The organism is Olivibacter sp. SDN3 (assembly GCF_014334135.1).
GTDB lineage: Bacteria > Bacteroidota > Bacteroidia > Sphingobacteriales > Sphingobacteriaceae > Olivibacter.
Window position 1 is genome coordinate 4,260,710 of record NZ_CP060497.1, and the last position, 26,405, is coordinate 4,287,114.

The 26,405-nt window shown below is 38.7% G+C and carries 21 protein-coding genes; 12 read left to right on the top strand and 9 right to left on the bottom strand.

What is annotated here, in order from left to right:
- Nucleotides 1-55: 55 nt before the first annotated feature.
- Nucleotides 56-883, bottom strand: a complete 828-nt coding sequence (locus H8S90_RS17755) for a universal stress protein (RefSeq protein ID WP_187339190.1) — start codon at nucleotides 881-883, stop codon at nucleotides 56-58.
- Nucleotides 884-1,086: 203 nt separating this feature from the next.
- Between H8S90_RS17755 and H8S90_RS17760 the strand changes: the two genes are divergently transcribed.
- The 5 genes from H8S90_RS17760 (at nucleotide 1,087) to H8S90_RS17780 (ending at nucleotide 6,667) form a co-directional block, all read left to right on the top strand.
- Nucleotides 1,087-2,001 (top strand): UbiA family prenyltransferase, encoded by a 915-nt coding sequence (locus H8S90_RS17760; protein ID WP_187339191.1) that lies wholly within the window; start codon nucleotides 1,087-1,089, stop codon nucleotides 1,999-2,001.
- An 8-nt stretch (nucleotides 2,002-2,009) separates the two neighbouring features.
- Entirely contained in the window at nucleotides 2,010-2,660 is a 651-nt protein-coding gene (locus tag H8S90_RS17765; RefSeq protein ID WP_187339192.1) for a class I SAM-dependent methyltransferase, read from the top strand.
- Between the two features lie 145 nt (nucleotides 2,661-2,805).
- A complete protein-coding gene (locus H8S90_RS17770; protein ID WP_187339193.1) occupies nucleotides 2,806-4,836 on the top strand; it encodes a BamA/TamA family outer membrane protein in 2,031 nt (676 codons plus the stop codon).
- A 2-nt stretch (nucleotides 4,837-4,838) separates the two neighbouring features.
- Complete coding sequence (locus H8S90_RS17775; RefSeq protein WP_187339194.1) at nucleotides 4,839-5,942, top strand: sensor histidine kinase; 1,104 nt, start codon at nucleotides 4,839-4,841, stop codon at nucleotides 5,940-5,942.
- Complete coding sequence (locus tag H8S90_RS17780) at nucleotides 5,939-6,667, top strand: LytTR family DNA-binding domain-containing protein (RefSeq protein WP_187339195.1); 729 nt, start codon at nucleotides 5,939-5,941, stop codon at nucleotides 6,665-6,667. The genes H8S90_RS17775 and H8S90_RS17780 overlap by 4 nt, the downstream gene beginning before the upstream one ends.
- A gap of 7 nt (nucleotides 6,668-6,674) precedes the next feature.
- Here H8S90_RS17780 and H8S90_RS17785 read toward each other — a convergent pair whose 3' ends face one another.
- Nucleotides 6,675-7,196: a 5'(3')-deoxyribonucleotidase gene (locus H8S90_RS17785; RefSeq protein ID WP_187339196.1), complete on the bottom strand. Its 522-nt coding sequence runs from the start codon at nucleotides 7,194-7,196 to the stop codon at nucleotides 6,675-6,677.
- Nucleotides 7,197-7,289: 93 nt separating this feature from the next.
- Here H8S90_RS17785 and H8S90_RS17790 point away from each other — a divergent pair, with 93 nt between their 5' ends.
- The 3 genes from H8S90_RS17790 (at nucleotide 7,290) to H8S90_RS17800 (ending at nucleotide 9,043) form a co-directional block, all read left to right on the top strand.
- Nucleotides 7,290-8,039 carry a DeoR/GlpR family DNA-binding transcription regulator gene (locus H8S90_RS17790; RefSeq protein WP_187339197.1) on the top strand — a complete coding sequence of 250 codons (750 nt, stop codon included), beginning with the start codon at nucleotides 7,290-7,292 and terminating at the stop codon, nucleotides 8,037-8,039.
- Between the two features lie 306 nt (nucleotides 8,040-8,345).
- The gene (locus tag H8S90_RS17795) at nucleotides 8,346-8,525 is read left to right on the top strand and encodes a histone H1 (protein WP_187339198.1); all 180 of its coding nucleotides are present in this window, start codon (nucleotides 8,346-8,348) and stop codon (nucleotides 8,523-8,525) included.
- A gap of 191 nt (nucleotides 8,526-8,716) precedes the next feature.
- Complete coding sequence (locus tag H8S90_RS17800) at nucleotides 8,717-9,043, top strand: hypothetical protein (RefSeq protein WP_187339199.1); 327 nt, start codon at nucleotides 8,717-8,719, stop codon at nucleotides 9,041-9,043.
- 70 nt (nucleotides 9,044-9,113) lie between these two features.
- On the opposite strand, the gene mgrA is transcribed toward H8S90_RS17800, so the two are convergent.
- Both mgrA and H8S90_RS17810 read right to left on the bottom strand, forming a co-directional pair.
- Nucleotides 9,114-10,148: an L-glyceraldehyde 3-phosphate reductase gene (gene mgrA, locus H8S90_RS17805; protein ID WP_187339200.1), complete on the bottom strand. Its 1,035-nt coding sequence runs from the start codon at nucleotides 10,146-10,148 to the stop codon at nucleotides 9,114-9,116.
- A gap of 84 nt (nucleotides 10,149-10,232) precedes the next feature.
- On the bottom strand, nucleotides 10,233-11,141 hold the full coding sequence (locus H8S90_RS17810) for a L,D-transpeptidase (protein ID WP_187339201.1): 909 nt from the start codon (nucleotides 11,139-11,141) through the stop codon (nucleotides 10,233-10,235).
- Between the two features lie 141 nt (nucleotides 11,142-11,282).
- On the opposite strand from H8S90_RS17810, the gene H8S90_RS17815 reads away from it, so the two are divergent.
- Together H8S90_RS17815 and H8S90_RS17820 are read left to right on the top strand one after the other, a co-directional pair.
- On the top strand, nucleotides 11,283-12,425 hold the full coding sequence (locus tag H8S90_RS17815; protein WP_187339202.1) for a putative sensor domain DACNV-containing protein: 1,143 nt from the start codon (nucleotides 11,283-11,285) through the stop codon (nucleotides 12,423-12,425).
- 231 nt (nucleotides 12,426-12,656) lie between these two features.
- Nucleotides 12,657-12,878, top strand: a complete 222-nt coding sequence (locus tag H8S90_RS17820) for a DUF2795 domain-containing protein (RefSeq protein ID WP_013666684.1) — start codon at nucleotides 12,657-12,659, stop codon at nucleotides 12,876-12,878.
- An 87-nt stretch (nucleotides 12,879-12,965) separates the two neighbouring features.
- Here H8S90_RS17820 and gdhA read toward each other — a convergent pair whose 3' ends face one another.
- Nucleotides 12,966-14,300, bottom strand: coding sequence for an NADP-specific glutamate dehydrogenase (gdhA, locus tag H8S90_RS17825; protein ID WP_187339203.1), 1,335 nt, complete (start codon nucleotides 14,298-14,300; stop codon nucleotides 12,966-12,968).
- An 88-nt stretch (nucleotides 14,301-14,388) separates the two neighbouring features.
- Complete coding sequence (locus H8S90_RS17830; RefSeq protein ID WP_187339204.1) at nucleotides 14,389-15,756, bottom strand: exonuclease domain-containing protein; 1,368 nt, start codon at nucleotides 15,754-15,756, stop codon at nucleotides 14,389-14,391.
- 372 nt (nucleotides 15,757-16,128) lie between these two features.
- On the opposite strand from H8S90_RS17830, the gene H8S90_RS17835 reads away from it, so the two are divergent.
- A complete protein-coding gene (locus H8S90_RS17835) occupies nucleotides 16,129-19,311 on the top strand; it encodes a SusC/RagA family TonB-linked outer membrane protein (RefSeq protein WP_187339205.1) in 3,183 nt (1,060 codons plus the stop codon).
- Between the two features lie 14 nt (nucleotides 19,312-19,325).
- Nucleotides 19,326-20,864 carry a SusD/RagB family nutrient-binding outer membrane lipoprotein gene (locus H8S90_RS17840; protein WP_187339206.1) on the top strand — a complete coding sequence of 513 codons (1,539 nt, stop codon included), beginning with the start codon at nucleotides 19,326-19,328 and terminating at the stop codon, nucleotides 20,862-20,864.
- A 102-nt stretch (nucleotides 20,865-20,966) separates the two neighbouring features.
- Here H8S90_RS17840 and H8S90_RS17845 read toward each other — a convergent pair whose 3' ends face one another.
- The 3 genes from H8S90_RS17845 to H8S90_RS17855 form a co-directional block, all read right to left on the bottom strand.
- Nucleotides 20,967-22,235, bottom strand: coding sequence for an ectonucleotide pyrophosphatase/phosphodiesterase (locus tag H8S90_RS17845; RefSeq protein WP_187339207.1), 1,269 nt, complete (start codon nucleotides 22,233-22,235; stop codon nucleotides 20,967-20,969).
- A gap of 138 nt (nucleotides 22,236-22,373) precedes the next feature.
- Nucleotides 22,374-22,853, bottom strand: a complete 480-nt coding sequence (locus tag H8S90_RS17850; RefSeq protein ID WP_187339208.1) for a hypothetical protein — start codon at nucleotides 22,851-22,853, stop codon at nucleotides 22,374-22,376.
- A 129-nt stretch (nucleotides 22,854-22,982) separates the two neighbouring features.
- Entirely contained in the window at nucleotides 22,983-26,327 is a 3,345-nt protein-coding gene (locus H8S90_RS17855) for a carboxypeptidase regulatory-like domain-containing protein (RefSeq protein ID WP_187339209.1), read from the bottom strand.
- Nucleotides 26,328-26,405 lie beyond the last annotated feature (78 nt).

Here is a 26,405-nt window from a genome sequence, read left to right on the forward strand (position 1 = left end):
CACCCTTGTTCATTATTCATGACAGCTTAATAGCCCGTTACCCCTATTTAAAGAATTAAGTTTGTTTAATTAGCAACAACGGTATCTTGGTTACATAGGCCATACGTTCGGTAATATCGGTTAAAAAAAGATTTTCAAATAAATTTCTTTTTTTTTCAATATGTATGATCAATGAAATATCGTGTGTGTTTACGAAGTCAAGTATTTCTTCAACGATGTCGATACCATTCATATTATGATAAGTAGGTTTATATAACGCTAGTTTTTCCCGTATGGAGCTACGGTTATGATTATGAAGACTTTTTATTGGCGTGTGATCGTTCTCATGGCTAAGTATATGCAACTCGGTGTGGTGTAAAAAAAGTGTGTTCAGAAGTTTAATAGCATTTACCTGTCGCAGATCCTGTGGATCAACAAAAACCGCCACCTTGGTAATAGGCGTCAGTTTGGTTGTTTCCGGAATAATTAACAAGGGTTTGCTGATGGTTTTTGATAATTGAATAGTGTTGCTGCCAATGAGCGTCTGTTCTAGCTTGCTCTTCCCAGTTAATCCCATCACGATAAAATCTACTTGATACTTGCTAATCATTTCATTGGTTAGATCATCAAGTGACCCCTCCTTTGCTAAGAAAAACAATTCTGTATTTGTTTGCTTTAAAAACTTCAGCTCGTTGACCAAATTTTTTAAATTGATTACCGCTTCTTCCTTTGCTTGAGAAGCTTTATCAGAAATCAAAGGAGTGGTAGCTATAGATGTAATGCTCTGTAATTTATTAAATAAAATAATTCTATCTATGCCCAGCTGCTTAGCAAAAAAAGTGGCATATTTAGCGGCATGAGTAGCTGCTTGAGAAAAATCCGTCAAAATTAATAACGTTTTCATCGCTAATTGGTAGTTGTATTGACCTCTTTCATCTAATTCTATGAACCTGATATTAGCGGTTTGGTAATAAAAGAAATCTGTTATCAAATAATCATAACAATAAAATAGGTATAACTCGCTATTGAAATTAATGAAAGGCTCCTAGACTAACTTATCATGATAACATATAAAAATGCGTATTTTCGCGCTTATATCCGGTTACTATGGTAGATCGCCTCATAAAATTCTTTTTTTTCGGAAATATTTTTGTCGCCCTACTTGCCGTAGCATTATCCTTAGAAGCTACTATACAGCTTGCCTTACCTTTTAATAGTACAGCGTATTACTTAATTTTGTTTTCTGCCACATTAGCCTACTATACCTACGCATATACGAAGATTATTGCAAAACCTTCCTACGCAATGGATCCACGTACTTATTGGTACGCTACACACCGTAAATTTACGTATCGAAGCCTAAGGTTATCGATCATTATTTGTGCGTTGTTACTTACTTATATTATCGTGAGCAATTTTAATGCCTTATTGAAATTGCCATTATTTTACTGGAGCATTATTGTTGTAATTATCCTAACCGGACTTTTGTACTACGGTCTAGTTCCAGGTTCTTTTATCAAGTTAAACACGCGGAATACAGGTCTATTTAAATCGTTTGTCATTGGATTTGTTTGGGCGTGCTGCGTCAATCTGTTACCCTTAGTTATGCTAAAAATTGAACAGCAAGTTATACCTGATGATTGGTTTTTAGTGGGTTGGTTATTCTTAAAAACATTTATGTTCTGTACCGTAAATGCTATTATATTTGATATTAAAGATTATGCGGCGGATGCCAATAAACAACTGAAAACCTTTGTTGTTCAGTTTGGATTACGGAACACAATTTTTAGAATACTTATACCGTTACTGCTGATTGGAGTGGTTGCTATGATTTTTTTTGCAAAGCATCGTCATTTTGGACTTGTGCCCTTAGTCATCAATATCTGTCCTTTCGCATTGTCGTTGGTTGTTGCGTATTCTATGCATAAAAGACAAAATATTTTGTATTACTTGATCGTTATCGATGGACTTTTATTGGTGAAGGCGGTTTGCGGTATTACAGCTTTGTATTATGTTAACTAAAATATTGGATGGCAAAAAATAATTATGATAAGATTGCTTTCTGCTACGATTTTCTTAGTAGACTGATTTTTTTTCGGTCGCAAATGAACGCACAGATCGAGCTATTGCCATATATTCCAAAAAACAGCTCGGTACTTATTGTAGGAGGTGGTACCGGATGGATTCTAGAGGAGATCAGTAAATTGCATCCGGCAGGATTGCATATTATATATGTAGAATTGTCAGCCAATATGTTAAAGCGCGCTCAGACAAGAAATTTTCGGCAAAATCGGGTGGATTTCATTCATCGAGATATTGCTTTGGACGCACCAGGGGAAGAATATGATGTGATTCTTACGCCATTTTTATTTGATAACCTTACAGAAGAAAAAGCATTGGTGGTGTTTATGAAGCTCAACATTCGACTTAAGCCAGAAGGTATTTGGATAAACACTGATTTCTACCTGGATCCTTTGGAGCGTGCACCACTAAAACGGGCTTTTTTAGGAATTATGTATATGTTTTTTAGGAGAATAGGTGCGATAGAAGCGTCAAATCTTATGGATATAAACTTGTATTTCGACAGCTGTTTTTACAATAGGTTAACCACCTTAAAAAAATATAATGATTTTATACATGGAACAGTATATAAAAAATACACTTCCAGCGTTGAAATATAGAAAGTCGGTGTTGGTATTTTGAATAAGTTTGTTGGGATAATTTTATTGGAAGTAGGATAACTATATTATACTTTTAAATTTTTTGAGAAAAATACGCGGGGAAGTAATGACAAAAATGATATTTAGAAAATAACAATATACCTATATGATAGCAGCTCATTTTCGGGAAACGGTCGTTCCTAAATTAATTTTAATAACCTTATGTACTTTCGTTTCTTCTATTGTATATGCTCAGGAAGATACCACATCAGATGGTTCGTTAGCACTTACTAGTAATGGGGAAAAAGCACTTTTTTATAAAGATAAACATCTCATCGTATCCGATGTCCCTTCTGATGAAATACTCGGTAATCTTGCATTACCTGCCGATGAACCACCTTATTTTTATACAATTAGTAAGGATGGCAAGTGGTTGTTATATTCTTCCAAAGAAGAAAAGATGACTTATATATACAACTTGGAAAAAGGTGTTGCGTTAAAACAGCTACTCCCTGTAGTATTCGAATCTGCCGAGTTTACCGGTGACGGTCAACATGTTTACGTTATACATTCCAAAACATTCTGGAAGGCAAACTTAGCGGTTTATGAAACTGAAAATTGGCAATTACTAAATATGAGGTCTATCACAGACTATACTAATAGCTTAGCTGTTAATACAGACGGCTCCCGTTTACTTGCTGGAGCGAGATCAATTATTAGGATATTGGATCCACAAACATTAAAGACTGAAAAAGTAAATTGGGAAACATCCAGATTGCGGTTATTGACCTTCAACCCGGTAAACACGTATCAATATGCTAGTGTTAACCACAAAAATATTATTGAAGTTAGAGATCTCGAAGAAGATCGGGTGATACACGCCATTCGTCCTGACGGAGGAAAGATTGGAAATTTGTCGTACGACCCCGATGGTGAACGATTATTGAGCCTGGATGATCAAGGAAAGCTTAACGTATGGTCCTTAACAGATAGTTTAAAAGTAGCCTGCCTAAGCGAAGTAAAAGCAACGCAGGGGTTTGAACAAGGTAAATTAACGGTACTTCAAAAAGAAGGATGGCGTGTGATTGATCAGGATTGGAAAAATACAGGCAGTGAAAAAAACCGTTCAATAACTCCAGATACAGCATTTTTGGGTGGGCCCACAAAAAAGATCGGCGTTGTTCCGATGCCAATTTTGGCTTATAGCCCGGAAACGAACGTGATTTTAGGCTTAGGGATGAATATTATATTCAATGGTCATGATTACGAAAAAAACTTGGTTTCGCCCTTCTTCCGGCCTTCTTCGTTAACACCTGTTGTTGCTTACGGTTTCAATGGTCAGCTTCAAGCAAGCCTAAGTGCCGATTATTTTTATAAAAAAAGTTGGCATTTTTTTAACAACATTGGTTTTCTTAAAAATAATAGGTCTTTTTATTTTGGCTTAGGAAATGATGCCGAAAACGACCGTAATACAGTATATCACAATAACATATTTTCTTGGAACGGAGAGGTTACAAAACTTATTAACGAAAGTCTTTTCGTAGGGCTCAATTATCATGTCAGGAACGATAGTCGACTGGATTTTGACCAATCGGCATCCTTAATGATACCTAATAGTGAAGGCGGCCTTTTGTTAGGTATTGGGGGTACAATAAGGTACGATACCCGTAATGATTTGCTATTTCCCACATCGGGGCGTTACATTGATCTCTCACTTATAAATTATGGGAAATGGATAGGTAGTGATTATACCTATAACGACCTCAAAATTGATTATAGAAGCTTCCATTCTTTACCCATATTGACTAAGGGGACAACATTTGCTTTCCAAGCGATCTATCACAATGTTTTTAATGGCAATGCTCCTTTTTATCAGTTGCCCTATTTGTCGGCAGATCGGATTTTACGAGGCGTTTGGCGCAATTTATATATCGACAGGCAGGCTGTTGCTCTTCAGGGAGAATTAAGGTCTAATTTTAGCAACATCGATCCGAGGTACGGCTACGTGTTATTTGCCGGTGCCGGGGATGTATCTGATAATTTTTTTAAAGGCTACGACCCAAAAATTATTGGTGTCTTTGGTTTAGGGTTTCGGCAGCAGGTAATCCCTAAACTGAAACTTCAGTCTCGCATAGACTTTTCTGTAACCACACGTGGCAGCATTGGTGTTTTTGGTGGTATGGGTTTAACTTTTTAATCATGGCCTTACGTGCTATTTCATTGATTACTACATTCTTTAAAAAGAATTGGAAGCGTTTAGTTGTATTAGTGATATACAGTGCTTTGCTGTATGCTTTTGTTTTTTTTATATCCTATATCTCCGATCCAGAAAAAGCCACCCGTGAATTTGGAAGAAGGCATGGTGTATGGGTAAATATGGTACTATACATTTGTGAGGTCACGGTCACTTATTATATCCTGATCTTCTGCGTCATTATACCTTTTATCCGCAAAGGTGATAGGTGGCATGCGTTGTTGATAACCTTTCTGTTATTCTTGGCAAAACTAGGTATTGGGTATTGGGAGTTTGTAAATGTCCAGATTGAAGCTCAAGGCAAAGCGTTCACACCATCTAAAGGTGTGATTCCGGAAAACAGTGTGTATTGGTTTCTATTGTGGAGTAATATCGTCTTTCTATTTGATCTTGTTGTAAGTTTTTCCGCTGCATTTATGATTGAGTGGATGCGTAAAAGTAGACAGCAAATTATCTTAGAAAAACAAAAAGCAGTAGCCGAGCTAAGTGCACTGAAACATCAAATCAACCCTCATTTCCTATTTAATTCTTTGAGCTTTATTTATGGTAAAACAGTTAAACTTGACGAAGATGTTGCGCAATCCGTTTTGATTTTAGCCGATATTATGCGCTACGCACTTGGAAAGGAGGAGGATCGTAATGGAAAAGTGAAAATAAGCAGGGAAATAACGCATATGAAGAACGTTATAGAGATTAATCAAAGGAGGCATAACTATCAATTGAACATTCTCTATGAAGAAGATGTTCTTTATCCATCTGCAACAATAATTCCGTTGGTTCTGATCACCTTGGTAGAAAATGCATTTAAACATGGTAACCTACATGATAAAAACTCACCTCTTATTATAAAATTATGTACTAGTGAGGAACAACTATCGTTTTATATAAAGAATAAAAAAGGACAGGGAATAAAGGAATTGTCGAATGGTATTGGTCTGAAAAATATAGAACAGCAATTAGATTTAGTGTATGGCGATGAACATACGTTTATATTGGAAGATACATATGAAAATTTTAGCGTATTATTAAAAATACCGTTGACTTCATGATAGACTGTATAATTATTGACGATGAACAACATGCGATAGATTTATTGGTACACCATGTGGAGCAGGTGCCTTTTTTAAATTTATTAGAAACAACCACCGATCCAGTTGAGGGTTTGGCACTACTGAATAACATGCAACGAGGTTTAGTTTTTCTTGACGTGCAAATGCCAAATCTCACAGGTATTGAAATACTTCAATTAAAAAAAAATGAAGTGCAAGTTATTATGACTACTGCATATACTGATTATGCTGTAACTGGGTTTGAATACGCTGTAGTCGATTACCTATTAAAACCAATCTCATTTTCCAGATTCTTAAAGGCGGTCAATCGGCTAATAAGTTCTTCTGATCATCTACCTGTCTCCGATGAACAATCTTATCTTTTTGTGAAAACAGAACAAAAAGGAAAATTATTAAAAATACATAAACACGATATTGCTTATATTGAAGGATTAGGAAACTATGTAAATATTCATACAAACGACCAGCAACAGATTTCTGTTCATCTCAGCTTACAGTGTGTAGAAGAGCATTTTAAGCAAGAAGGTTTTCTGAGAATACATAAATCATTTATCATTTCACTAAAGCAGCTTTCGGCTGTTGAAGGGAATTTTGTTAAAATATTGAATCAAGCCCGAAAAATCCCGATTGGCAGTGCTTACAGAGAAAACTTCTTTAAACACATTCATACTAGGATGCTTTCTCTTAAAAAAAAGAAAAACTAATTTTTTTCTATAGTAGCAGCTTCACTACCTCGTTCCAATTATTAACCCTTGTGTGATGTTTTACATTAAGGTTATGGCCCGCAGTAAATAAAATAGGCTTGCCCTTACAATAATCTAGGTTTTTACAATAATCATCAATCATGTAGTCAGTGTCTATGATACTTTTGTCGCCGCAAAAAATAATGTGCTGCCAATGAATAAAAGGAAAATACTCAGTTAACCACTCCTTTTTCTCGTATAATGATAGTGGGAACTCCATTGCCGCAGATACAATATAGATATCATACTTTTGTTGTAATTTTCTAACGGCTGCTACCGCACTGTCCATTACTGGTAGCGATCTGAAAAAGCCGGGAGTAAACAGAAATTCCATTACAGCGCCATTTGGCAAAGCATCTCCTTCTGGTACATTGGTAAATATTTCCCTACTCAAGCTTTCTCCGTAAATTTGTTGATAGAAATTTAGATATTGTGTTTCCGTGTCGGCAAGTACGCCGTCCATATCAATAGCGATAGACTGTTTCTTCATATTATTTGATTGTTTGCAATAAAAGTGATCAAATATAGCATATTATTGCAAAATGTTGCAAATAAATATTTACTTTTACTTAAAATTACCGTCATGATTAAAGCCGAAAGACAGCAATTACTTGCAAAACACATCAATAGTAACCAGTCAGCGCAGCTCAAAGAATTAAGCAAATTACTGCAAGTATCAGAAGATACCATTAGAAGAGATATAAAAGAACTATCAGATATAGGAGTGTTAAAAGCAGTCCGTGGAGGTGCAATTGCCCATTCGCCTGTTCCACAACACTATCGTGAGCGAGAACATTTACAGGTGGAACAGAAGGAAATCATTGCGCATAAGGCGTTAAACTTTATTAAAAATGATCAGGTAATATTTTTTGACGGAGGAACTTCTACCTTGGCAGTTGCTGCTGCACTTCCCAAAGATCTTCGCGTTTCCGTAATAACCAATAGTTTCCCTGTAGTTAATGTGCTTGAAGACCATCCACTTGTAGATGTTATCTTCATAGGTGGAAGGTTGCATAAAAAGTCGTTTACCACAATTGGATTGGAAACGGTTGATGCAATCCGGACAATCAAAGCAGATATTTCTTTTATCGGTATATGCAGTATACACCTCGAGGTAGGCATTACTACTTCGAATTATGAAGACGGTATAATTAAACGGGCGATTGTTGCAAATTCAAGATACAATATAGCCTTGTCTACCATTAATAAAATAGGTACCGCCGAACCTTTTTTTGTTGCGCCGGTACAAGCGGTTGACGTTGTATTAACCGATGCTGCTACCACTGAGGAAACTACCATGAACTTTGCCAAACTTGGTGTTTCTCTTCAATAACATTTTTATCAAAAAAAATTTATACGTTTAAGCTGTATAATAAGAAGGATTAATTAGACAGTGCGTATAAAAAAGAGTACAATACGCTTGTACTGGAAAGTTCATGATTTTATATTCGCTGTTGGTAATATGTATTACTTATTTTTTTGATGTTTTTTTTCCATATTTCAGATGGTTTTCCACAATTAAACGATATATTTTCAATATGTGAAGGCTTTGGTACGAAAAATGTGGGTTATATAGACCAAAAAAGGGGCAAGATTTTCTTGTCATTAAATTATCACTTAAATAAAAAATTTAATTACAATGGACAAATTTGGAAAATTAAAAGAGCTAATCTCTTCCGTAGAAGCAGATGCAGACAAATTCTTTAACAAAGGAAATGCCGCTGCAGGCACTAGAGTACGTAAAGCCTTACAAGAGGTGAAAAGTCTTGCCCAAGAAATTCGTAATGATGTAACCTCAATTAAGAATTCCGGTAAATAATCATTACAAACTACCTATGAAGCAATATAAGCCTGATTTTTTCAGGCTTTCTTGTTTATTTATTATCAAGCCTAACAAGATGTCGCCTAATCCTTACCCGAAACAAATCGATACTTTTTAGCGTATAATATTTTATTTGCAATCAATTTATCTGTAATTTTTGTTATAGCTGTTATATAACAGTTTGAAAAATGGATAAACAGGACGAAATGTTCAACGAGGCATATAAACCTATTCATGTGCCAGCTAATTTTAATAAAAACGACAGCTTGCAAGATCAGCTTATATTTGCACTCGCAGAAATAGGAAAAGGATCTGTGAAAGCAATAGCAGAAAAGTTATCGGAACTCGGAGGAAGGTCGACTAAAAGCGAAGACCTTGCTGATTTTGATCATATATTAACAGACTTGTATGATAGAGGATTGATTAAAGGTTCTGAACAGGAAGGAAGAATGGTTTATAATCTTTCAAAGGAAACAGTACCGCACAAGGGGAACGTCAATCCACGATTACTCTAGCAAAGCACAAACCCTGAAAGTATTTGGCCTCCAGGGTTCATGTAAATGAAATGAATGATGTTTTATTATGTTAGTTTTTAAGCTCTGCCGATGCTGCCCAGATATTTATGGACGCGTCTAACGCGTATTTATCTATATCTTGGAGCTCTTCCTCGGAGAAATTAAGATTATTTATCGCACCAAGACAATCTATTACCTGTTCTGGTCTACTTGCTCCTATCAAAGCCGATGTTACCCGTCCTTTTCGTAATACCCAGGCAATTGCCATTTGTGCCAATGTTTGTTGGCGCCGACCGGCAATGTTATTCAGTTCGCGAATATTGGAGAGATTTTTTTCATTTAGAAAACCAGGATTTAATGACTTCTGTTGACTAGCTCTACTATCTTTTGGTACCTCAGTTAAATATTTAGTCGTTAGCATCCCCTGAGCGAGAGGTGAAAACACAATAGACCCAATACCAAGATCGTCCAGTGTGTCTAGCAGTCCGTCATCTTCTACCCAGCGGTTGAGCAGTGAATAGCTAGGCTGATGAATAAGGCATGGTGTGCCCAATTCTTTTAATATTGATGCTGCTTCTTGCGTCCTTTTAGTATTGTAAGAAGATATGCCAACATATAATGCTCTGCCCGATTTAACAATATGGTCTAAGGCCATCATGGTTTCTTCCAAGGGTGTATTTGGATCAAAGCGATGCGAGTAAAAAATATCTACATAGTCTAATCCCATACGTTTGAGACTCTGATCACAGCTGGCAATGAGGTATTTTCTACTCCCCCATTCACCGTAGGGTCCGGGCCACATATCATAACCGGCCTTTGATGAAATGATCAGTTCATCTCTGTAACCAGAAAAATCTTCTCTTAATATTCTTCCGAAAGCATTCTCCGCGCTTCCGGGAGGCGGACCATAATTATTTGCCAGATCGAAATGTGTTATGCCATTGTCAAATGCTGTGCGACATATTTCCTGTTTGATTCCATGTGGCATGTCATCGCCAAAGTTATGCCATAATCCTAATGATATGGCAGGCAGTTTCAGTCCGCTTTTACCACAGGTATTGTAGACCATTTTGTTATAACGGTCTTTGTGAGGTTTCCAATTCATATTAATCTTCTTATTAATAAAGTTTATCCTATACCCAGGCTAAAATACAAATTGCGTTGAACACATAGGCAGCTTTATCTTAGATTATAAGGAATCCGTTTTATGAGTTTCGATGCTGCTTCTATTTTGTTGCGCTTCCAAAATTTCCTCCAGATGTGGTTTTACCTCATTTAGCAAATCAGTTTCACTGATTTTATTTGCATTTGGATTACCTGTCAATTTCAACCAAGGCCTCTCGGCATCGAAGTCGTATGTTCCAAACACCATTACCGGTGTTCCTTCAGCAAGTATATGTTGGTCAACTTCAACAATCCATTGATCAGCCCAATCATAAAGCCATTTGGCATCGTTTTCTAATAACCGAAGACAAGAATGAGATGCCGGATATCCGGGCATCGCATATTGGTGCCAACCTATCCCTTCCTTATTGCGGATATTGAAATTCCATTTTAATAGCCATTCATCGTCAGCTGTACTTACATGCTCTTCTGCTTTCCAGTTGGCGAATGAAAGACCGGTCTTTGTTGGGTGCTCCTTACTTCCCATACTAGTAGGGCCCCAGCGAGCTAAGCCCCCATTTTCGTATACTGCGAAAGCTTGAATAGGATATGAGAAAAACACGATTTTTTCAACTTCAGCAAGCTCCTTCACTTGAATGGGAAAAGGCGTGTAACTATTAAAATCTTGTAAAACCGTATCGGGTATTATCAAGGTGTCTACATTGTTGAAATTATCGAAATCAATACGGTTTAAAGCTAATACATGATGTTGTTGTACTACGTCAAACCTGTTCTTAAATATTTGTAGTGCACTATCATTTCCCTTAACAGCAAATGTTTCGTAGTTTCCATCAAAGGGCTTTATGTCTGGCTTTTTCGCTTCCTTCTCTTGAGAAGAAGTTTCGTCAGTATGGCTTTGGCGATTTTCGCATCCAAATAATATGCACAGAAACACGGTCAGGATTAGGGTAAATAAGTGAAGTCTTCTTTTCATATATTATGTAGTAATTAAATTTATTGAAAGTATACACCAATAACACTAAAATACTTGTTTTGTTGAAAAGCTTCTTAATATCGAATAATTTATTCAACTTTACTTTTCTCATATAACATGTATACCTAATATTGTCTCTTTATGATATCAGAAACTTCTTACTTGGCTGCAAAGATGGTTTCGGCAACGATTGAACAGTACTTTGTTGATCAGCTGGCAAATATGACTTTGGTGAGTGAAGATCAATCCGTTTTATTACCTCAAGCATCTATTATAGAAGCTGCAATAGATGTTGCGTTTTGGGCAAGTTTGAGGCGGGAGGAAGGTTACTCTCCCAAGATATCCATTGCTTTAATTCCTCCAGACAGGGCCGATCATCCAGTGCTTTTAGGCAAGCGGATGCGGTTCACCCCACTTAACCTTGTTAAGTTATCTCCCGCAGTCATACAGCCAGGTATCCATTTGGGTATTTGGCATGAAGATAGCAACTTATATATATGGGGTACTACACACGGCATACCTGAAATAAGTATGGTGTTGGAGGTAGCAGAACCTGGTTTATTGGTGGTTAAACATCGGCGTAGCCATGGCTACGGTAAATTTACAAACATCGCCGTTTTGAAGGGAGATCAGGTGAAAATAATTGATGAGAAGCAATTACAGATAGCGGGTTGTCCGGATTTATTGGCTTCATTACTGGGATTCCCCCTGCCATCGGTTGTTAATGAGTCAGTCAACATCTTGGTCGAGCTGGCAATAGCTATGCGTAAACATGCGCGTGGAGGCCTGCTATTAATTGTGCCAGAAAGTAATAGGCAGTGGCAAGATTCTATGGTACATCCTATAAGTTACCCTATTGATCCGACCTACAGCGCGTTGGATCTACTGGCCAACGCCAGGGAAAATGGCAATATTATAAACGATTGGCAGAGCAAAATGTTAAAAGTAATCGAAATCATTGCCGGGTTTACCGCAATCGATGGCGCTACGGTAATTACAAAAAAACATGAATTGTTGGCGTTTGGCGCAAAGGTCACAAGAGCCCCCGATAGCCGTTCCGTACCTAACGTAACCATAATGGAGCCAGTTTTAGGACAGGCTCCGGAACCATTAGATCCAACGAAAATTGGGGGTACTAGGCATCTCGCTGCGGCACAGTTTGTATACGATCAGCGGGATTCCATGGCACTGGTCGCTTCACAGGATGGCCTTTTTACCATTTTTGTATGGTCAGAATCGAAGCAAATTGTTCATGCTTACCGTATTGATACCCTTCTTTTATAGCTTAACAAAGATTATGCACCGAGTAAAATAGCGTGAACGAACAATACTTATCACAATTAACTTTGATGTGATATAAATACTTTTAAAATTGTTTACAATATCTTATATTCGGCCTAAATTCAGAAAATAAACAAAAAAGCCTTGACACGGCGTTGTTTGGTTCAGTTTTTGTTTATTGCGTTTTGATTTGTGACAGAAATTTGTGTTAATAAAAGTATTTAAAGGATAATTATGTATTGGACACTAGAATTGGCTTCGCATTTAGAAGATGCACCATGGCCAGCAACAAAGGATGAATTAATTGATTATGCTATTCGTTCAGGGGCACCTGAAGGTGTACTTGAGAATTTGAATGAAATGGAAGATGATGGAGAGGCGTACGAAAGTATAGAAGAAGTATGGCCAGACTATCCTACAAAAGATGATTTCCTTTTCAATGAAGATGAATACTGATGAATAAAGGCGTCGCAAGGAAAATAAATATTGCGACGCCCTCTTATAAATCGGTCATTTTGACAGCTTTTGATGTAGTGTCTAAGCTCATACCAAGCCTTGCGCCAACATTGCATCAGCAATCCTTACGAATCCACCAACATTAGCACCTTTTTCATAGTTTATATAATCTTTTTCCTTGCCATATTTCACGCATATTTGATGAATTTCCTGCATAATTTGGCGTAGCTTGCTGTCTACCTCATTGCGTGTCCAGGAATATCGCAATGAGTTCTGCGACATCTCTAATCCCGAAACTGCTACCCCGCCTGCATTAGCTGCTTTACCTGGTGCATAAAACACATTATATTCATTGAATATGGCAATAGCTTCTGGCGTACAGGGCATATTTGCTCCTTCGGCCACACAAAAACAATCATTTTCAACAAGTTTTTGGGCATCCTCTTCATTTAACTCGTTCTGCGTAGCATTTGGTAATGCTATATCGCATTTTATTCCCCAAGGTTTCTCTCCTTCTAAAAAATCGTAAGCATATTTTTTAGCAAAATCTTTAAGTTCTCCTCGTTTATTTTTTAAGTCTTTTATAAATTCTAGTTCTTCGACACTTATTCCTTTAGGATTATATACTGTTCCTTTAGAATCCGATAACGTAATAACCTTTGCTCCCTGCTCTATACATTTTTCGGCAGCGTATTGCGCAACATTTCCCGCGCCTGATACTGCTATTTTTTTTCCCTTTAGTGATTTGTTATGCTTTTTCAAAATTTCCTCAACAAAATAAACGAGTCCGTAACCCGTGGCTTCTGGTCGAATATGGCTCCCTCCCCATTCAGAACCTTTACCGGTAATAACTCCAGTAAACTCCCCTTTTATTCGTTTATACTGACCAAATAAATAACCAATTTCTCGTTTTCCAACACCAATATCTCCCGCAGGGATATCCATATCTTCGCCCACATGTTTATGAAGTTCCGTCATAAAACTTTGGCAGAATTTCATCACTTCGTTGTCAGACCTGCCCCTAGGGTCGAAATCGGCACCTCCTTTTCCAGCACCTAAAGGTAAACCCGTTAAGCTGTTTTTGAAAACCTGTTCGAAGGCAAGAAATTTTAATATACTCAGATTAACAGTGGGACTAAAGCGTAAGCCACCTTTATATGGACCTATAGCACTGTTCATCTGCACGCGATAGCCTCTGTTTACTTCAACTTCACCTTGGTCATTTAACCAAGGGACTCTGAACATAATCACCCTTTCAGGTTCTATCATGCGTTCCAAAATTTTTGTTTGATCATATTTCGTATGGCTTGCTATATATGGGATGACCGATTCAGAAACTTCGGCTACCGATTGTATAAACTCTTTCTCCCCTTTGTTTTTTTGTTTTACGTGATTAATAAACTTTTTAACAGATGTATTCATATATGCTTGTTTTAAATAATAGGCCCAATGATTCGCTGGAATAATTACAAATGAAACTATTTTATGTTTAGTATGGGAGGATAAATAGTTATAGGCTAATTGTTTTTTCTGGGTGTTTAGTCGCGTAATTCATTATCAGCTGCATCATATAATCATTGGAAGCATACCGCTCGAGATGATCTTTAATGAGGTTAGGATGGTTTAGGTCACTTTCATATGGAATGTATCCCATACCGTAAAATTTGCCCTTTTCAACCCAAATACAGCTTTGTTCATCATCATTTCGTCCCTTGTCTAACAGTACAAAAGAAGGCAGTAGTTTTTCAAAGTCGCGCAATGCTTGTACCACCTTAGGGTTATAAAGTTCAGGAGCTTCTTCATCAATACAGGCACCATCACATGCTCCATTTCCATAAAGTAAACATGAACCGGGTAGACGCTGTATGGCGCAAAGCTTAGGGCAAAGCCGATAAGCGTTGACGAGTTTATTTAAAAAGTTATACCCTTCACTAATGCTGCCAAAAGAATGTAAGGATTGTTGAAATCTTTTATGCTTATCGATAATCAATCGTTGATATCCCTTTTGGTCTTCGTAAGAATAGAGGCCAAATTTTGGTTCAAAACGTTTCAATGCGCGGTTATTCTCAGGCCAAAGCTTTTTGATCTCTGCGGCCTCTAATAAAAACGACATCAACTCGGTTCCACAACTTACAAAGTCGACTGTATGGATATCACGTATAAAATTCTGACGCTGCGGATTGGGATTTTGTCCCGAAAAATGTGCAGCCACGCGATGCTTAATGTTTTTAGCTTTACCAACATAAATCACTTTTCCTTTTTGATTTCTAAAGTAATATACCCCCGGTGTGGTTGGTAACTTATCGAAATTTTCCTTAGGTAAATGTGGGGGTAGTACCTGCTCTTTAGAAGCTCTTCTCAGCATCGTTTGAACCTCCCCCTTATCTTTTGCCAACAACTTTGAAAAAAGTATAGTCGTCGCTTTTACGTCGCCGGCGGCGCGATGCCGCTCATGAATGGTGATCTGTAATTGTTGGCATAGTTTACCTAAACTATAAGAAAGGAAACCGGGATATAATCTACGGCTAAGTCTCACCGTGCAGAGCTTCGGCACAGTTAATTGGTAACCACAAGTGGCCAACTGGTGTTTAAGAAAGGAGTAGTCGAAATTTACATTGTGAGCAACAAATACTCGTCCCTCCAGCAAACTGTACACTTCCTCCGCTATTTCTGCAAAACTTGGAGCATCTCGTACCATATCATCATCGATGCCTGTAAGTGCAGTAATATACAAAGGGATAGGCATTTGCGGATTGATGAGGCTTTCATAAGTAAATGTCGTACTCATGCCATCATAAATATGAATCGCGATTTCTGTTATGCCATTACCTGCTGCATACCCCCCAGTAGTTTCGATGTCCACAATTGCGTACTCCATCAGCCGTTTTTTAAGCAAATATACTAAAAATATTAGCTTAAATTGAATAACTAGTTACTGGTTCCTTAATGTCTGTTAAACGTCAGGTTTAAATCATCCGCTCATAATAAAATACAAAAAACTACTAAAACTATAGATAATATAATATTAATATTTACTTTTGACACGCACAAAGTTAATTACGTTAATTTTTATCGATATGGAAAAAAGTTTAGACATTCATTTTAAACCAAAAACATCCCTTTCACTCTCATCAGCAGCCAACTCCATGGCGCGAATGTGCTAGTAGTATTATCCGTTATACTAAAACAATAATACGGTTTCTAAGCAAATACATTATTAGTACAAATCTATATTAACTTTTATAATTTTATGAAAACATGGCTTTTGCGCAAACTATGCGCTTTGCTCATCTTATCGCCTATACTATCATTTGCACAGCAGCGAACAATAAATGGTGTGGTAGTTGATGCAGACAATTCACCTATTATCGGGGCATCGGTACGGATCAAAGAGTCGAATCATACCGCACAAACGAACGATGAGGGGCATTTTACTTTGACAATAGATGCACCCAACTCCGTTTTGGTAATTTCATACATAGGTTACAAAACGGTAGAATTGCCGGTTGGCCAAGAAACCAATATTAGCATCAATCTCAGTGAAGATGACAATCAGCTTGCTGAGGTAGTTGTTACTGCCCTTGGTATTTCGAGAGAAAAGAAGGCACTAGGATATGCCGTACAAGATGTCAGCGGTGTTGAGTTGAATACTCGACCAGCGAATGCTTTAAGTGCTATTTCAGGAAAGATAGCTGGATTACAGATTGTACCATCGGGAGGTAACATGGGCGGATCAACACGGGTATTACTCAGAGGCATCAAATCGCTTACAGGAAATAATCAGCCACTTTATATCATAGACGGTACACCCATCGATAACACTGATCTGAATACGGCTTCCACCGTTGGTGGCAGTGCCGGTAAAGATGTGGGAAATATGATTCAGGATTTGAATCCCGATGATATCGAGAACATATCAGTACTAAAGGGGCCTTCAGCGGCAGCACTCTACGGAACCAGAGCTGCCAATGGAGTTATTTTGATTACTACCAAAAAGGGAACAGGCAAAGAAAAAACAGAAATCACATTAAATACCGGGATTGAATTAGAACAAATCGTTCGACTACCAAAAAGGCAAAAGCTGTATGGACAAGGATATAACACGCTGTTCGAACAAGCCACCATCAACGGGCAGGTCTATAATATTGTAGACTATGCGTCAGACGAAAGCTGGGGCCCCCGTTTGGATGGCACACCTGTATTGCATTGGTACAATTTGGATCCAGCATATTCCAGTGAATACCTAAACCCCGAACCTTGGCTCTATCCAGAAAACGATGTAAACTATTTTTTTCGAACAGGAATTGCAAATACAAATAATCTAGCTATTGCCGGTAGTGGTGGAAACACCAATTATCGCTTGTCATATACGAACAGAAACGTAAGGGGTACCATACCTAATGCTAGTCAAGGCAGAAATACCATTAATTTTTCTGGTTCAACAAAACTAGGTAAGGTTAATGTATTCAGTAATTTCAACTATATCAACAATAGTTCTACTGGGCGACCTTGGACGGGAGCTTCCAATAGAAATATTATGCTTGAAGCTTTTCAGTGGGGGGGTGTACAAGTAGATTATAAGAAGCTGAGTGATTATAAACGTTCAGATGGAACACCGCGTCCCTGGAACCGAACCGGCTATCAGGACACACCAGATGATCGTGCTACCCGTTTTATAGACAATCCATATTGGTCAGCATATGAAAGTTATTTGGAGGAGAATAGAGACCGGTTTTATGGAAACGTGGGCATTAGCGCGGCGGTGAACTCCTGGCTAAATCTGAGTGGTAAGGTAAATGCCGATATTTATCAATATAGCTATCAGGATCGTATTGCCGTATATTCACGCTCGCAATCGCAGTATCAGGAATACAATAATAATTTTCACGAGTTCAACTATGAGTTTTTGGCTTCTGCCAATAAAGTCTGGGAAGACTTCTCGCTCTCTGGAAATCTTGGAGGAAATATTATGGATCAAAAACGACGTATAAGTGATTTAATTACTCAAGGCGGACTCATAGTGCCCGATTACTACAATTTAAAGAATGCACCATCTGTATTAACAGAAAATGGCTTTTTTCGTAAGCAAATTTATTCGGTTTTCGGAAGTTTCTCTGCCGGCTGGAAAGGGTTGATTTATTTAGATGGAACCTTGCGAAACGATTGGTCGTCTACCCTACCAACAAACAATAACTCATTCTTGTATCCGTCATTAACCAGTAGCTTTATTTTCAGTGAACTTGCCGGCGTTAAAAAACACCAATGGATTGATTATGCCAAAGTACGCCTTGGGTGGGCACAGGTTGGAAATGATACAGATCCCTACAACTTAGCAAAAGTTTTTAATGCCTTACCGACTTTTGACGGCCAAGCATCTTATAGTTTACCCGATATCTTGAATAACGAGAACCTGAAGCCGGAGATTACCAGTTCATGGGAAGCAGGTTTAGAACTCCAACTCTTTAAGAATAGGCTTGGCGTGGATGTTACCTATTACGATAATAGTAGTAGAAATCAAATAATACCTGTGCCTGTATCTTCAGCATTCGGCTACGATACCAAGATTTTAAACGCAGGGCGTATCACAAACAAAGGTATAGAAGCTACGCTCAGTGGTAGTCCGATACGAAAAGCTAATTTCGAATGGAATAGTTCAATAAATTGGTCGCTTAACAGAAATAAGGTTGTTCGATTAGATGAAGGCGTTAATACTCTTGAGCTAGATAACACGTTGGTTTCCTTAGTAGCTGAAGAGGGACAGCCTTATGGGCAGATCAGAGGGTATGATTTTGTATACACATCCGATGGTCAACGGGTTGTGCAGGAAGATGGTACCTTTTTAAGAACGTCACAGATGACTACCCTAGGTAGTGTACTGCCCAACTATCTTTTTGGTATTCAGAATAATTTCAAGTATAAAAATTTTACACTCGGATTTCTAATTGATGGACGTATTGGTGGCAACTTCTTTTCACAAACCTACAAAGTCGGCATGTACTCGGGCATATTAGACCGTACGGCAGCCAATGATATCCGTGAAACGGGAATTATTGTAGACGGAGTGCAGGCCGACGTACAATTCAACGCAGACGGATCTTATACGGTAGACAATATCCGTCCGAACGATACCCGTATATCTGCACAAACATGGGCGCGTAATGAGTATAATGGACCAACAACCTTTAGTGTATTTGACGCTACTTTTGTCAAATTACGGGAAGTAACCTTCGGGTACACTTTTCCTTTAAAACCTACTGGTACATTAAAAGCATTGAGCATAAATGCATATGGACGTAACCTTTGGAATATATATACTAAAAGTAAGTACATCGATCCCGAATTTACTAATAGTGGTGGAAATGTCCAAGGCATCGAGGGAGGTAATCTTCCAATTCCTGCCACTTACGGCGTCAATCTAAATGTTAAATTTTAAGCCTCAGAACAATCATGAAGAACATGCAATATATATCTTGTCTGCTAGCTATTTTTTTTATCAGCGCTTGTTCCGATAAAAAACTATCAGAAATTAATGATGACCCGAACCGCCCAGGAAGTGTTCCGACACCTAACATTTTACTATCTGCAGAGAAACAGTTAATTGACAATATTAGGAACGAACAATTCTCCTTAAGGGGAACTATGCTTTTCGCACAGTATTATAGTCAGAATATTTATACGGATCAATCGCGTTATGACATCCCGAGGTCTTATTCAGACGATTTTTGGGCGTCGTCTTATAAAGCACTGAACAATTTGAACGAAATCATCAAATTGAATTCCGATGAGGAAACAAAATCTATTGCCAGTGCTGGAACAGCCGGTAGCAATGCCGATCAAATCGCAATTAGCAGGATTCTGAAGGCCTTTATTTTCCATTCCTTAACCGATGTGTTCGGTAATGTACCTTATGAATCATATGGAAATAAAGACCCCGAGTTTCAGGCACTGCAACAAAACCCTGATAACTATACACCTGCTTACGCCTCTCAGGAAAAAATATATGTTGATTTATTAGCTGAGTTACAGGCTGCGGCAGATACCTTATTGAAAAATCCTACTGCTAATACTTTTGGCACCGCTGATGTGATTTATCAGGGCGATAATCACAAGTGGGCGAAATTTGCTAATTCGTTGCGTCTGAGGTTAGCGACAAGAATAAGCGTTCAAAACCCATTACTATCTGAAGAGCACTTTACAGATGCATTGGAAAAAGGGGTTTTTGAATCAAATGCAGACAATGCAACGTTTAAATACTCGAGTGCGGCACCAAATGAAGCACCATTGTTTCGGGCAACAGTTACCGCTAATAGAAGAGATTTTGCTGTTTCGCACGTCTTGATTAACGCTTTGACGGGTGAATTAGGTCCCTTCCAGGTAGAAGACCCCCGACTATCGCGTTATGCGTTGCCAAATGCTCAGGGAAATTACGTTGGACAACCTTATGGATTGCCCTTGGAGGCGGGCGGACTGAACGGGCCAACCGCTATCAGTTTACCTGGAAGTGTAGTGAATGCTGCTGATTTCGCTGAAGTGCTTCAAGAATATGCAGAGGTGCAGTTTCTGATATCAGAATACAACAATTGGGATGACGCCAGTTACCGTAAGGGGGTTGAAGCCTCGCTCACCAGGTGGGGCATACCAGCAGATGAAGCCTCTGCCTTCGCGGCAGATTTACCGGCAGCAAATGAAGAAACCGTGCTTACGCAGAAATATTTAGCTTTATTTACCCAAGGTTTAGAAGCATGGTCAGAGATCAGGAGAACGGGCTTTCCAATCTTTTTGATAAAACCTGGTGAAGTAGTATGGCGCAGGCAAACAGAAAATGGCATTGTCAATTATACCTTTCAACCCTTGTTTGGCAATGGTATACCCGAACGTTTATATTATCCGAACAAAGAACAGAATGTGAATAGGGAAAATTATCAACAAGCGTTGGCAGCTCAAGGAGACGACGTAATTACCACCGCTTTGTGGTGGAACAAGTAGAATCATAAAAGGCAGTTTTTTAAAAAACTGCCTTTTATGATTTGTCGCATAGGTGTGTGTACGTGCTGGAAAATCTGGAAACATAAATAACCCCACATCATATTAATGTTTTAATGTTTCCTGTGCTACGCGGTCATCGCCATCAATAGTATGTTGATAACGGAGATCCAATAATTTTGCTAATAATGGATAAATGTGAATATTTTCAAAGGCTGGAATGATCTTGCCCTGTTTAAATGAGGGCCCCCAAGCGATAAATGTTGCGTTCATCTCCGGCGTTTCATATGGATCATAGCCATGAGCCCCCGGATGAGGTTTATTATTGGCGAAATAATACGGTGCATTAGCTACCAATACGATATCTCCTACCCTATTAAATCTATCATTTTTTTTTCCATAATGATACGTTGAAGGGAGCGTTTTTTTTAAGTAAACGCTGAAATATTCGTCGTTGGCAGCTATGCTTTTATATATCCGTGTTATATTCTTTTTATCCTTTACATGGATATTTACCAAAGTACCATTGTTGGCAATAACAACTTGCGAGGTGTCAATATTGAAAGGTAGTTTTAAGGGCTTTTCATTGTCTATGTTAAGCATTCCATGATCTGATACGAAAACAAAATTAACTGGTAAACCGGTTTTTTTCACGGCTGTTGTTAACGCATAGATAGCTGAATCCACAAAGTGAACGGCTCTTCCCGTTTCCGGCGCGTCCGGTCCAAACAAATGACCCGCATGATCCACTTCTGGAAGATAGAAGTTGATCAGATGGGGCCTTTTCTCCGCAGGCAATGACAGCCACTCCACAACTTTTTGTATTCTCCGGGCAATGGATATTTTTTCGTTATACGGATAGTAGTATGAAGGGTACAGACCACCTATTGGCGCTTCGGATCCCGGCCAATAAAAACTGGCACTTAATAGTTGCTGTTGTTCGGCTAATGTCCAGATGGGAACGCCCCCATACCACGAGGCATCTCTTACGGCTTTTAAGTTCTTGAGGGTATATCTGCTATTGGTTTTTATATCATAAATATTATTTCCAACCAATCCATGGTGTGCAGGATACATGCCCGTAACAATAGTATAATGATTGGGAAAAGTAACAGAAGGAAAAGCAGGTATTAAAGCGTCTGCCCTTACTCCCCGAGCCGCGAGTTTATTAAGCTGTTTGGCCTTGTATTTAGTTGTATAATCATAACGGAAACCATCCGCAGATATAAGAATAACATAAGGTTTTCCTTGTTGTTCAAAAGCATTCACTCTATTTGGAACGATAACCTGAGCAGTGTCTGGTTGACTGTAAACATTTAAGTAATTACTAAATAAAACAGCGCAGCTAAAAAGAAAACGTAGTACTTTATTCATACTGCGATATTAGGAAATCTAATGGAATTAATTGTTAGGGCAAGGTTATATTACAGCGTTTTCTTAGCTATTATTTCTTATTACCCCATTTCCGTCTATTAGATAAACAATAGACAACCAGTCTGATGTATCACTCTTTTATTTCTTCAATATCACGCGCTCGAGAGAAGTACAGGGCTCACAGACCACACTGTCATTGATTGTCAATTTGGTAAACTGAGAGGCCGCGCACGGTTCGCCGCTTACATTTTCAAAAGAAAAGGCTATTTTATCGGGCGACAGATCTCCAAGAGATAGCGCTCCATTCCCTATGTAAGACATCACTACCGATAAGGTGTCGGATATTACAGAATCTACTTGCAAATACATCTCTTCTGCCGTAAATATCTGCCCATTATAGTCGGATTCGAATGAAATATCACCTACCTTGTATGGCGCATTGTTACCAAATATCAGATCCTTACCTTCACTATCCTGCCAATTTAAGCGGATGAAGTGTACTACTGGGCTATAGCAATAAATTTCAGGTTCGTCGTCTACTTTAGCACAGGAAAGCAATTGTGAAACGGCAACAACAAAGATTACAAAAGTTAGGTAGGTAAGGTAGATCTTTTTCATAACAGAAAGGTTGTTTGCTGTTATTAACGGAAAAGGGTATCTATATGCTACATCTCCATAGTCTAAATAATGAAAAAGCACCTTCCTTAATAGGAGGTGCTTTCTTGAGTTATGTTTTGCTATTATTATTTAAAATATATAACGTAAACCTAATAACATGCTCCATGTTGTTGCAACGGTTGACAAATTCTCTGTTGCGCTAACTGGAAAAGCATTATTGACTTTGTTTAACTGATATGTTGGATCACCGTTCTCCGATACACTGGCTATTGACATTAAACTCTGTGCTCCAGTATTGCGTTGCATTATTCCCCATCCGGAGTTAAGTAGATTTCCAAAATTTTGAATATCTAAACTTACCTGTAAACTATGTCTTCTACCTCCGATATCGGTAAAGATATCCTGCAATACCCTAACGTCAAAGCGATTCAACCAAGGGAGAAGAGCACCGCTCCTTTCAGCATACTGACCCCGGCGCGTAGAAAGATAAGGATCGCCACTAATATATGCCTCAAGAGCTGCTCGTTGATCTGCTTCTGATGCCATTGAGATAATTTCTCCAGCATCATTTCTTACCACAATAGGTTCAAAATTTAAATTGTTTACATTATTTGGAATATAAAGTAAGTCGCCGGGAATTCCATCCCCATTTACATCACCAGAATAAATATAACTAAATCTTCCTTGGTGAGAACCATCGTAATAAACAGATACAGTGGTGGCTAAATGATTAGCGTACTCAAATCGATAAGATAAATTTGCCATGATGCGATGAGGTATACCGTATTGTGAAGGATGCAGAATTTGATCATTAGGACTATTTATTGAGTTTAACCCCACAAATGCAGAGCCAGCATTTGAGCCTGGATTATCAGAAACTGCTTTCGCATCGGTGTAAGTGTAATATAGACCTCCGTATAACCCTTTTCTGGCAGCGATGGATAATCCCACTGTAGACGAGAAAGAATACCCCCTCTTTTTGGCGTTTGTGAGAATAACACCGCTATTGGCGCCTATTGCATCATTATAAGTTAAGCCACTTCCTCCCGGCCAAAATTCACGGTTTTCATTTTCATCGGGTATTTGAAGATTATTTGTTGCCGGCAATCTGTTCGGCGCAAATTGCATAACCGCATTAATATCATGAGTATACATGATATCAGCAGTTGCAATTAATGCTGTACCAGGGATTTGATAATCTCCTCCTATGCTGGTACGCCATACCGAAGGCATCCTGAAATCAGGATCAACTAAAGCAAAATTAGAAGGAATTCCATCGTCGGGAGTCCTTATAAAGACGTTTTCCCCTCCCGCAGGAGGATTATTAACCCAATGGTAGGGATCAGGATTAAACCGTACATTTCCGATCCAATTCGTAATATCTCCGTAAGGTAATTCAATAGTATTTTGTAGGACACCCGAGTTTGTGGGCATATTGCTCAACCAAACAAAGGGAACCCTCCCGGTAAATATACCCGTTCCCCCACGTAATAGTAAGGTACGGTCTCCAAATACATCATACCTAAAGCCTACACGGGGCGAAAGCATTATCCTTGACTTCGGCCATGAGCCTGTCGAATAGTGAGCAGTGTTACCATCCGTATCTAACAATTCTAGCGCGTCTATAGAAGGATTTGGCGTCAAATTATTCAAATAAAGAGGAAGCTCGGCTCTTAACCCTACTGTCAGTTCGAGCTTTTCATTTGGATTGAATTTGTCCTGTATGTATGCACTTGCTAAGCCGTAATTTGTACGCGCATAAGGGTCCATACCTTCGTATGGATAGGTAATACCAAAATTTATCGGAGCTACTTCGTTCGGACCTCCCGTGGCCAGAAAATCTGCAACGGTCGCATACCTGTAATAAGAAGTACCAAGCCTTACATAATTATTGCCAAACTTCTGTACATCAAATGCTAAACCACCCGTTATTGTATGATCACCGGCTAAGTAAGTTAAGTTATTGATGAAGCCAAAGTTTTGATTCAGCAGATCATTGTTTTTGGTAAACAGTTCGTACCCCGCTGTGATGTAATTGGTATAAGATGTGTTTGAACCGGTGCTCTGTCCCGTTCCATCACCGATATCAATAAAGGGAAATTCTTCACTTGGCGAATTGCGGACGTCCTGGATACGGCTATAAGTGGCTAAGAATTGGTTGGATAATTTGGAACTAAAAGTGCTGTTTAACTCTAGAGCAAAAGACCTAACGGAGTTTTCAGTCGAATAGTTTGATTTTTCGAAAGCCATAGACTGTTGACTTACACGGTTGAATGGCGAACGTGGATTTGGTCCCGAATTACCATTAACTAAGCTCGGTGCTTCACTAATGGATTGATTATACCGAAATGCCAGTCGATGTTTTTCATTAATATTCCAATCGATACGTGCAAGGATTTTTCTATTGGTAGATCTTGCTTCGTTGGCATAGCCCTGATAGGCGCCAGGATCATATCCCCATTGATTAATCAGGTGGTCTCGTACAGCTATTAAATCCGATTCCCTTACTCTTGTAATGTTATTGGCCGGATCAGCTACACCATCCTGAGATGGTCTCCATAAATTAACACCACCAACACTCCCGCCTTCATTGATCACTTCTTCATAATTCACGAAGAAGAACAGCTTGTTCTTAATTATGGGACCGCCAAACCTGGCGCCTAAAGTCCTCTGCATGGCTTGATCCTGTTCCCCTAAACGGTTACCGAATATTTTGCGGCCATTAAAATTTTCATTATTATAAAAGCCATATACTGAACCGGTAAATATATTTGTGCCGCTTCTTGTAACAGCGTTGATACCACCACCGGTAAACCCAGACTCCCGCACATCGTATGGCGCAATATTTACTTGAAGTTCTTCAATAGCGTCCAACGATATTGGTTGAGCGCCAGGTATAGGTGTATCGCTCAGACCGAAACCGTTATTGAAGTTAGAACCGTCGACTTGAAAGTTGTTGTAACGGCCGTCTCTACCAGCCATCGAGAAGCCATTACTTTGAGGTGTTAGTCTGGTAAGATCCTCAATACTTCTATTTATTGCCGGTAAAGTATTTATTTGATCGGTATTAACATTCGTTCCGGCACCCGTTTTATTTGTGTTTAATTTAGAGCCTGTGGCTGATATTACGACCTCATCAAGGGTTAGGCCATCCGATAAGGTTACATTTAACACATAAGGTTGCCCTAATTGCAGAATAATATTATCGTATTTCGCCGGCTGGCTACCGATATAGGTAATTTCTACGGAATAAGGCCCGCCTACACGCATGTTCGCTAAATTAAAGCGGCCATTTTCGTTGGTAGATCCACCGTATATGGTACCACTCGGTACGTGAGTAGCCCTTACCGAGGCACCAATTGACGGTTCTCCATCAGATTGTAATACCGTGCCACTCATACTACTGGTTGTCACTTGTGCATGTACTAATACAGTTCCGAGTAACATTAAAAAAGAAAGTAAAAACTTCTTCATGTGTGTTGAATTAAATAACTAATCTTGATTTGTTTTTCCCTGCAAAATTAATGACGTAAACTAGAAAATTCACCATCA

Bases quoted from the DNA above. Each gene is read 5' to 3' on its own strand.
- H8S90_RS17775 (WP_187339194.1), top strand. From the start codon at position 4,839: ATGGCCTTACGTGCTATTTCATTGATTACTACATTCTTTAAAAAGAAT.
- H8S90_RS17815 (WP_187339202.1), top strand. From the start codon at position 11,283: ATGATATCAGAAACTTCTTACTTGGCTGCAAAGATGGTTTCGGCAACG.
- H8S90_RS17760 (WP_187339191.1), top strand. From the start codon at position 1,087: ATGGTAGATCGCCTCATAAAATTCTTTTTTTTCGGAAATATTTTTGTC.
- H8S90_RS17855 (WP_187339209.1), bottom strand. From the start codon at position 26,327: ATGAAGAAGTTTTTACTTTCTTTTTTAATGTTACTCGGAACTGTATTA.
- H8S90_RS17830 (WP_187339204.1), bottom strand. From the start codon at position 15,756: ATGGAGTACGCAATTGTGGACATCGAAACTACTGGGGGGTATGCAGCA.
- H8S90_RS17770 (WP_187339193.1), top strand. From the start codon at position 2,806: ATGATAGCAGCTCATTTTCGGGAAACGGTCGTTCCTAAATTAATTTTA.
- H8S90_RS17800 (WP_187339199.1), top strand. From the start codon at position 8,717: ATGGATAAACAGGACGAAATGTTCAACGAGGCATATAAACCTATTCAT.
- H8S90_RS17835 (WP_187339205.1), top strand. From the start codon at position 16,129: ATGAAAACATGGCTTTTGCGCAAACTATGCGCTTTGCTCATCTTATCG.
- mgrA (WP_187339200.1), bottom strand. From the start codon at position 10,148: ATGAATTGGAAACCTCACAAAGACCGTTATAACAAAATGGTCTACAAT.
- H8S90_RS17810 (WP_187339201.1), bottom strand. From the start codon at position 11,141: ATGAAAAGAAGACTTCACTTATTTACCCTAATCCTGACCGTGTTTCTG.
- H8S90_RS17845 (WP_187339207.1), bottom strand. From the start codon at position 22,235: ATGAATAAAGTACTACGTTTTCTTTTTAGCTGCGCTGTTTTATTTAGT.
- H8S90_RS17780 (WP_187339195.1), top strand. From the start codon at position 5,939: ATGATAGACTGTATAATTATTGACGATGAACAACATGCGATAGATTTA.
- H8S90_RS17820 (WP_013666684.1), top strand. From the start codon at position 12,657: ATGTATTGGACACTAGAATTGGCTTCGCATTTAGAAGATGCACCATGG.
- H8S90_RS17840 (WP_187339206.1), top strand. From the start codon at position 19,326: ATGAAGAACATGCAATATATATCTTGTCTGCTAGCTATTTTTTTTATC.
- H8S90_RS17765 (WP_187339192.1), top strand. From the start codon at position 2,010: ATGGCAAAAAATAATTATGATAAGATTGCTTTCTGCTACGATTTTCTT.
- H8S90_RS17755 (WP_187339190.1), bottom strand. From the start codon at position 883: ATGAAAACGTTATTAATTTTGACGGATTTTTCTCAAGCAGCTACTCAT.
- gdhA (WP_187339203.1), bottom strand. From the start codon at position 14,300: ATGAATACATCTGTTAAAAAGTTTATTAATCACGTAAAACAAAAAAAC.
- H8S90_RS17795 (WP_187339198.1), top strand. From the start codon at position 8,346: ATGGACAAATTTGGAAAATTAAAAGAGCTAATCTCTTCCGTAGAAGCA.
- H8S90_RS17785 (WP_187339196.1), bottom strand. From the start codon at position 7,196: ATGAAGAAACAGTCTATCGCTATTGATATGGACGGCGTACTTGCCGAC.
- H8S90_RS17850 (WP_187339208.1), bottom strand. From the start codon at position 22,853: ATGAAAAAGATCTACCTTACCTACCTAACTTTTGTAATCTTTGTTGTT.
- H8S90_RS17790 (WP_187339197.1), top strand. From the start codon at position 7,290: ATGATTAAAGCCGAAAGACAGCAATTACTTGCAAAACACATCAATAGT.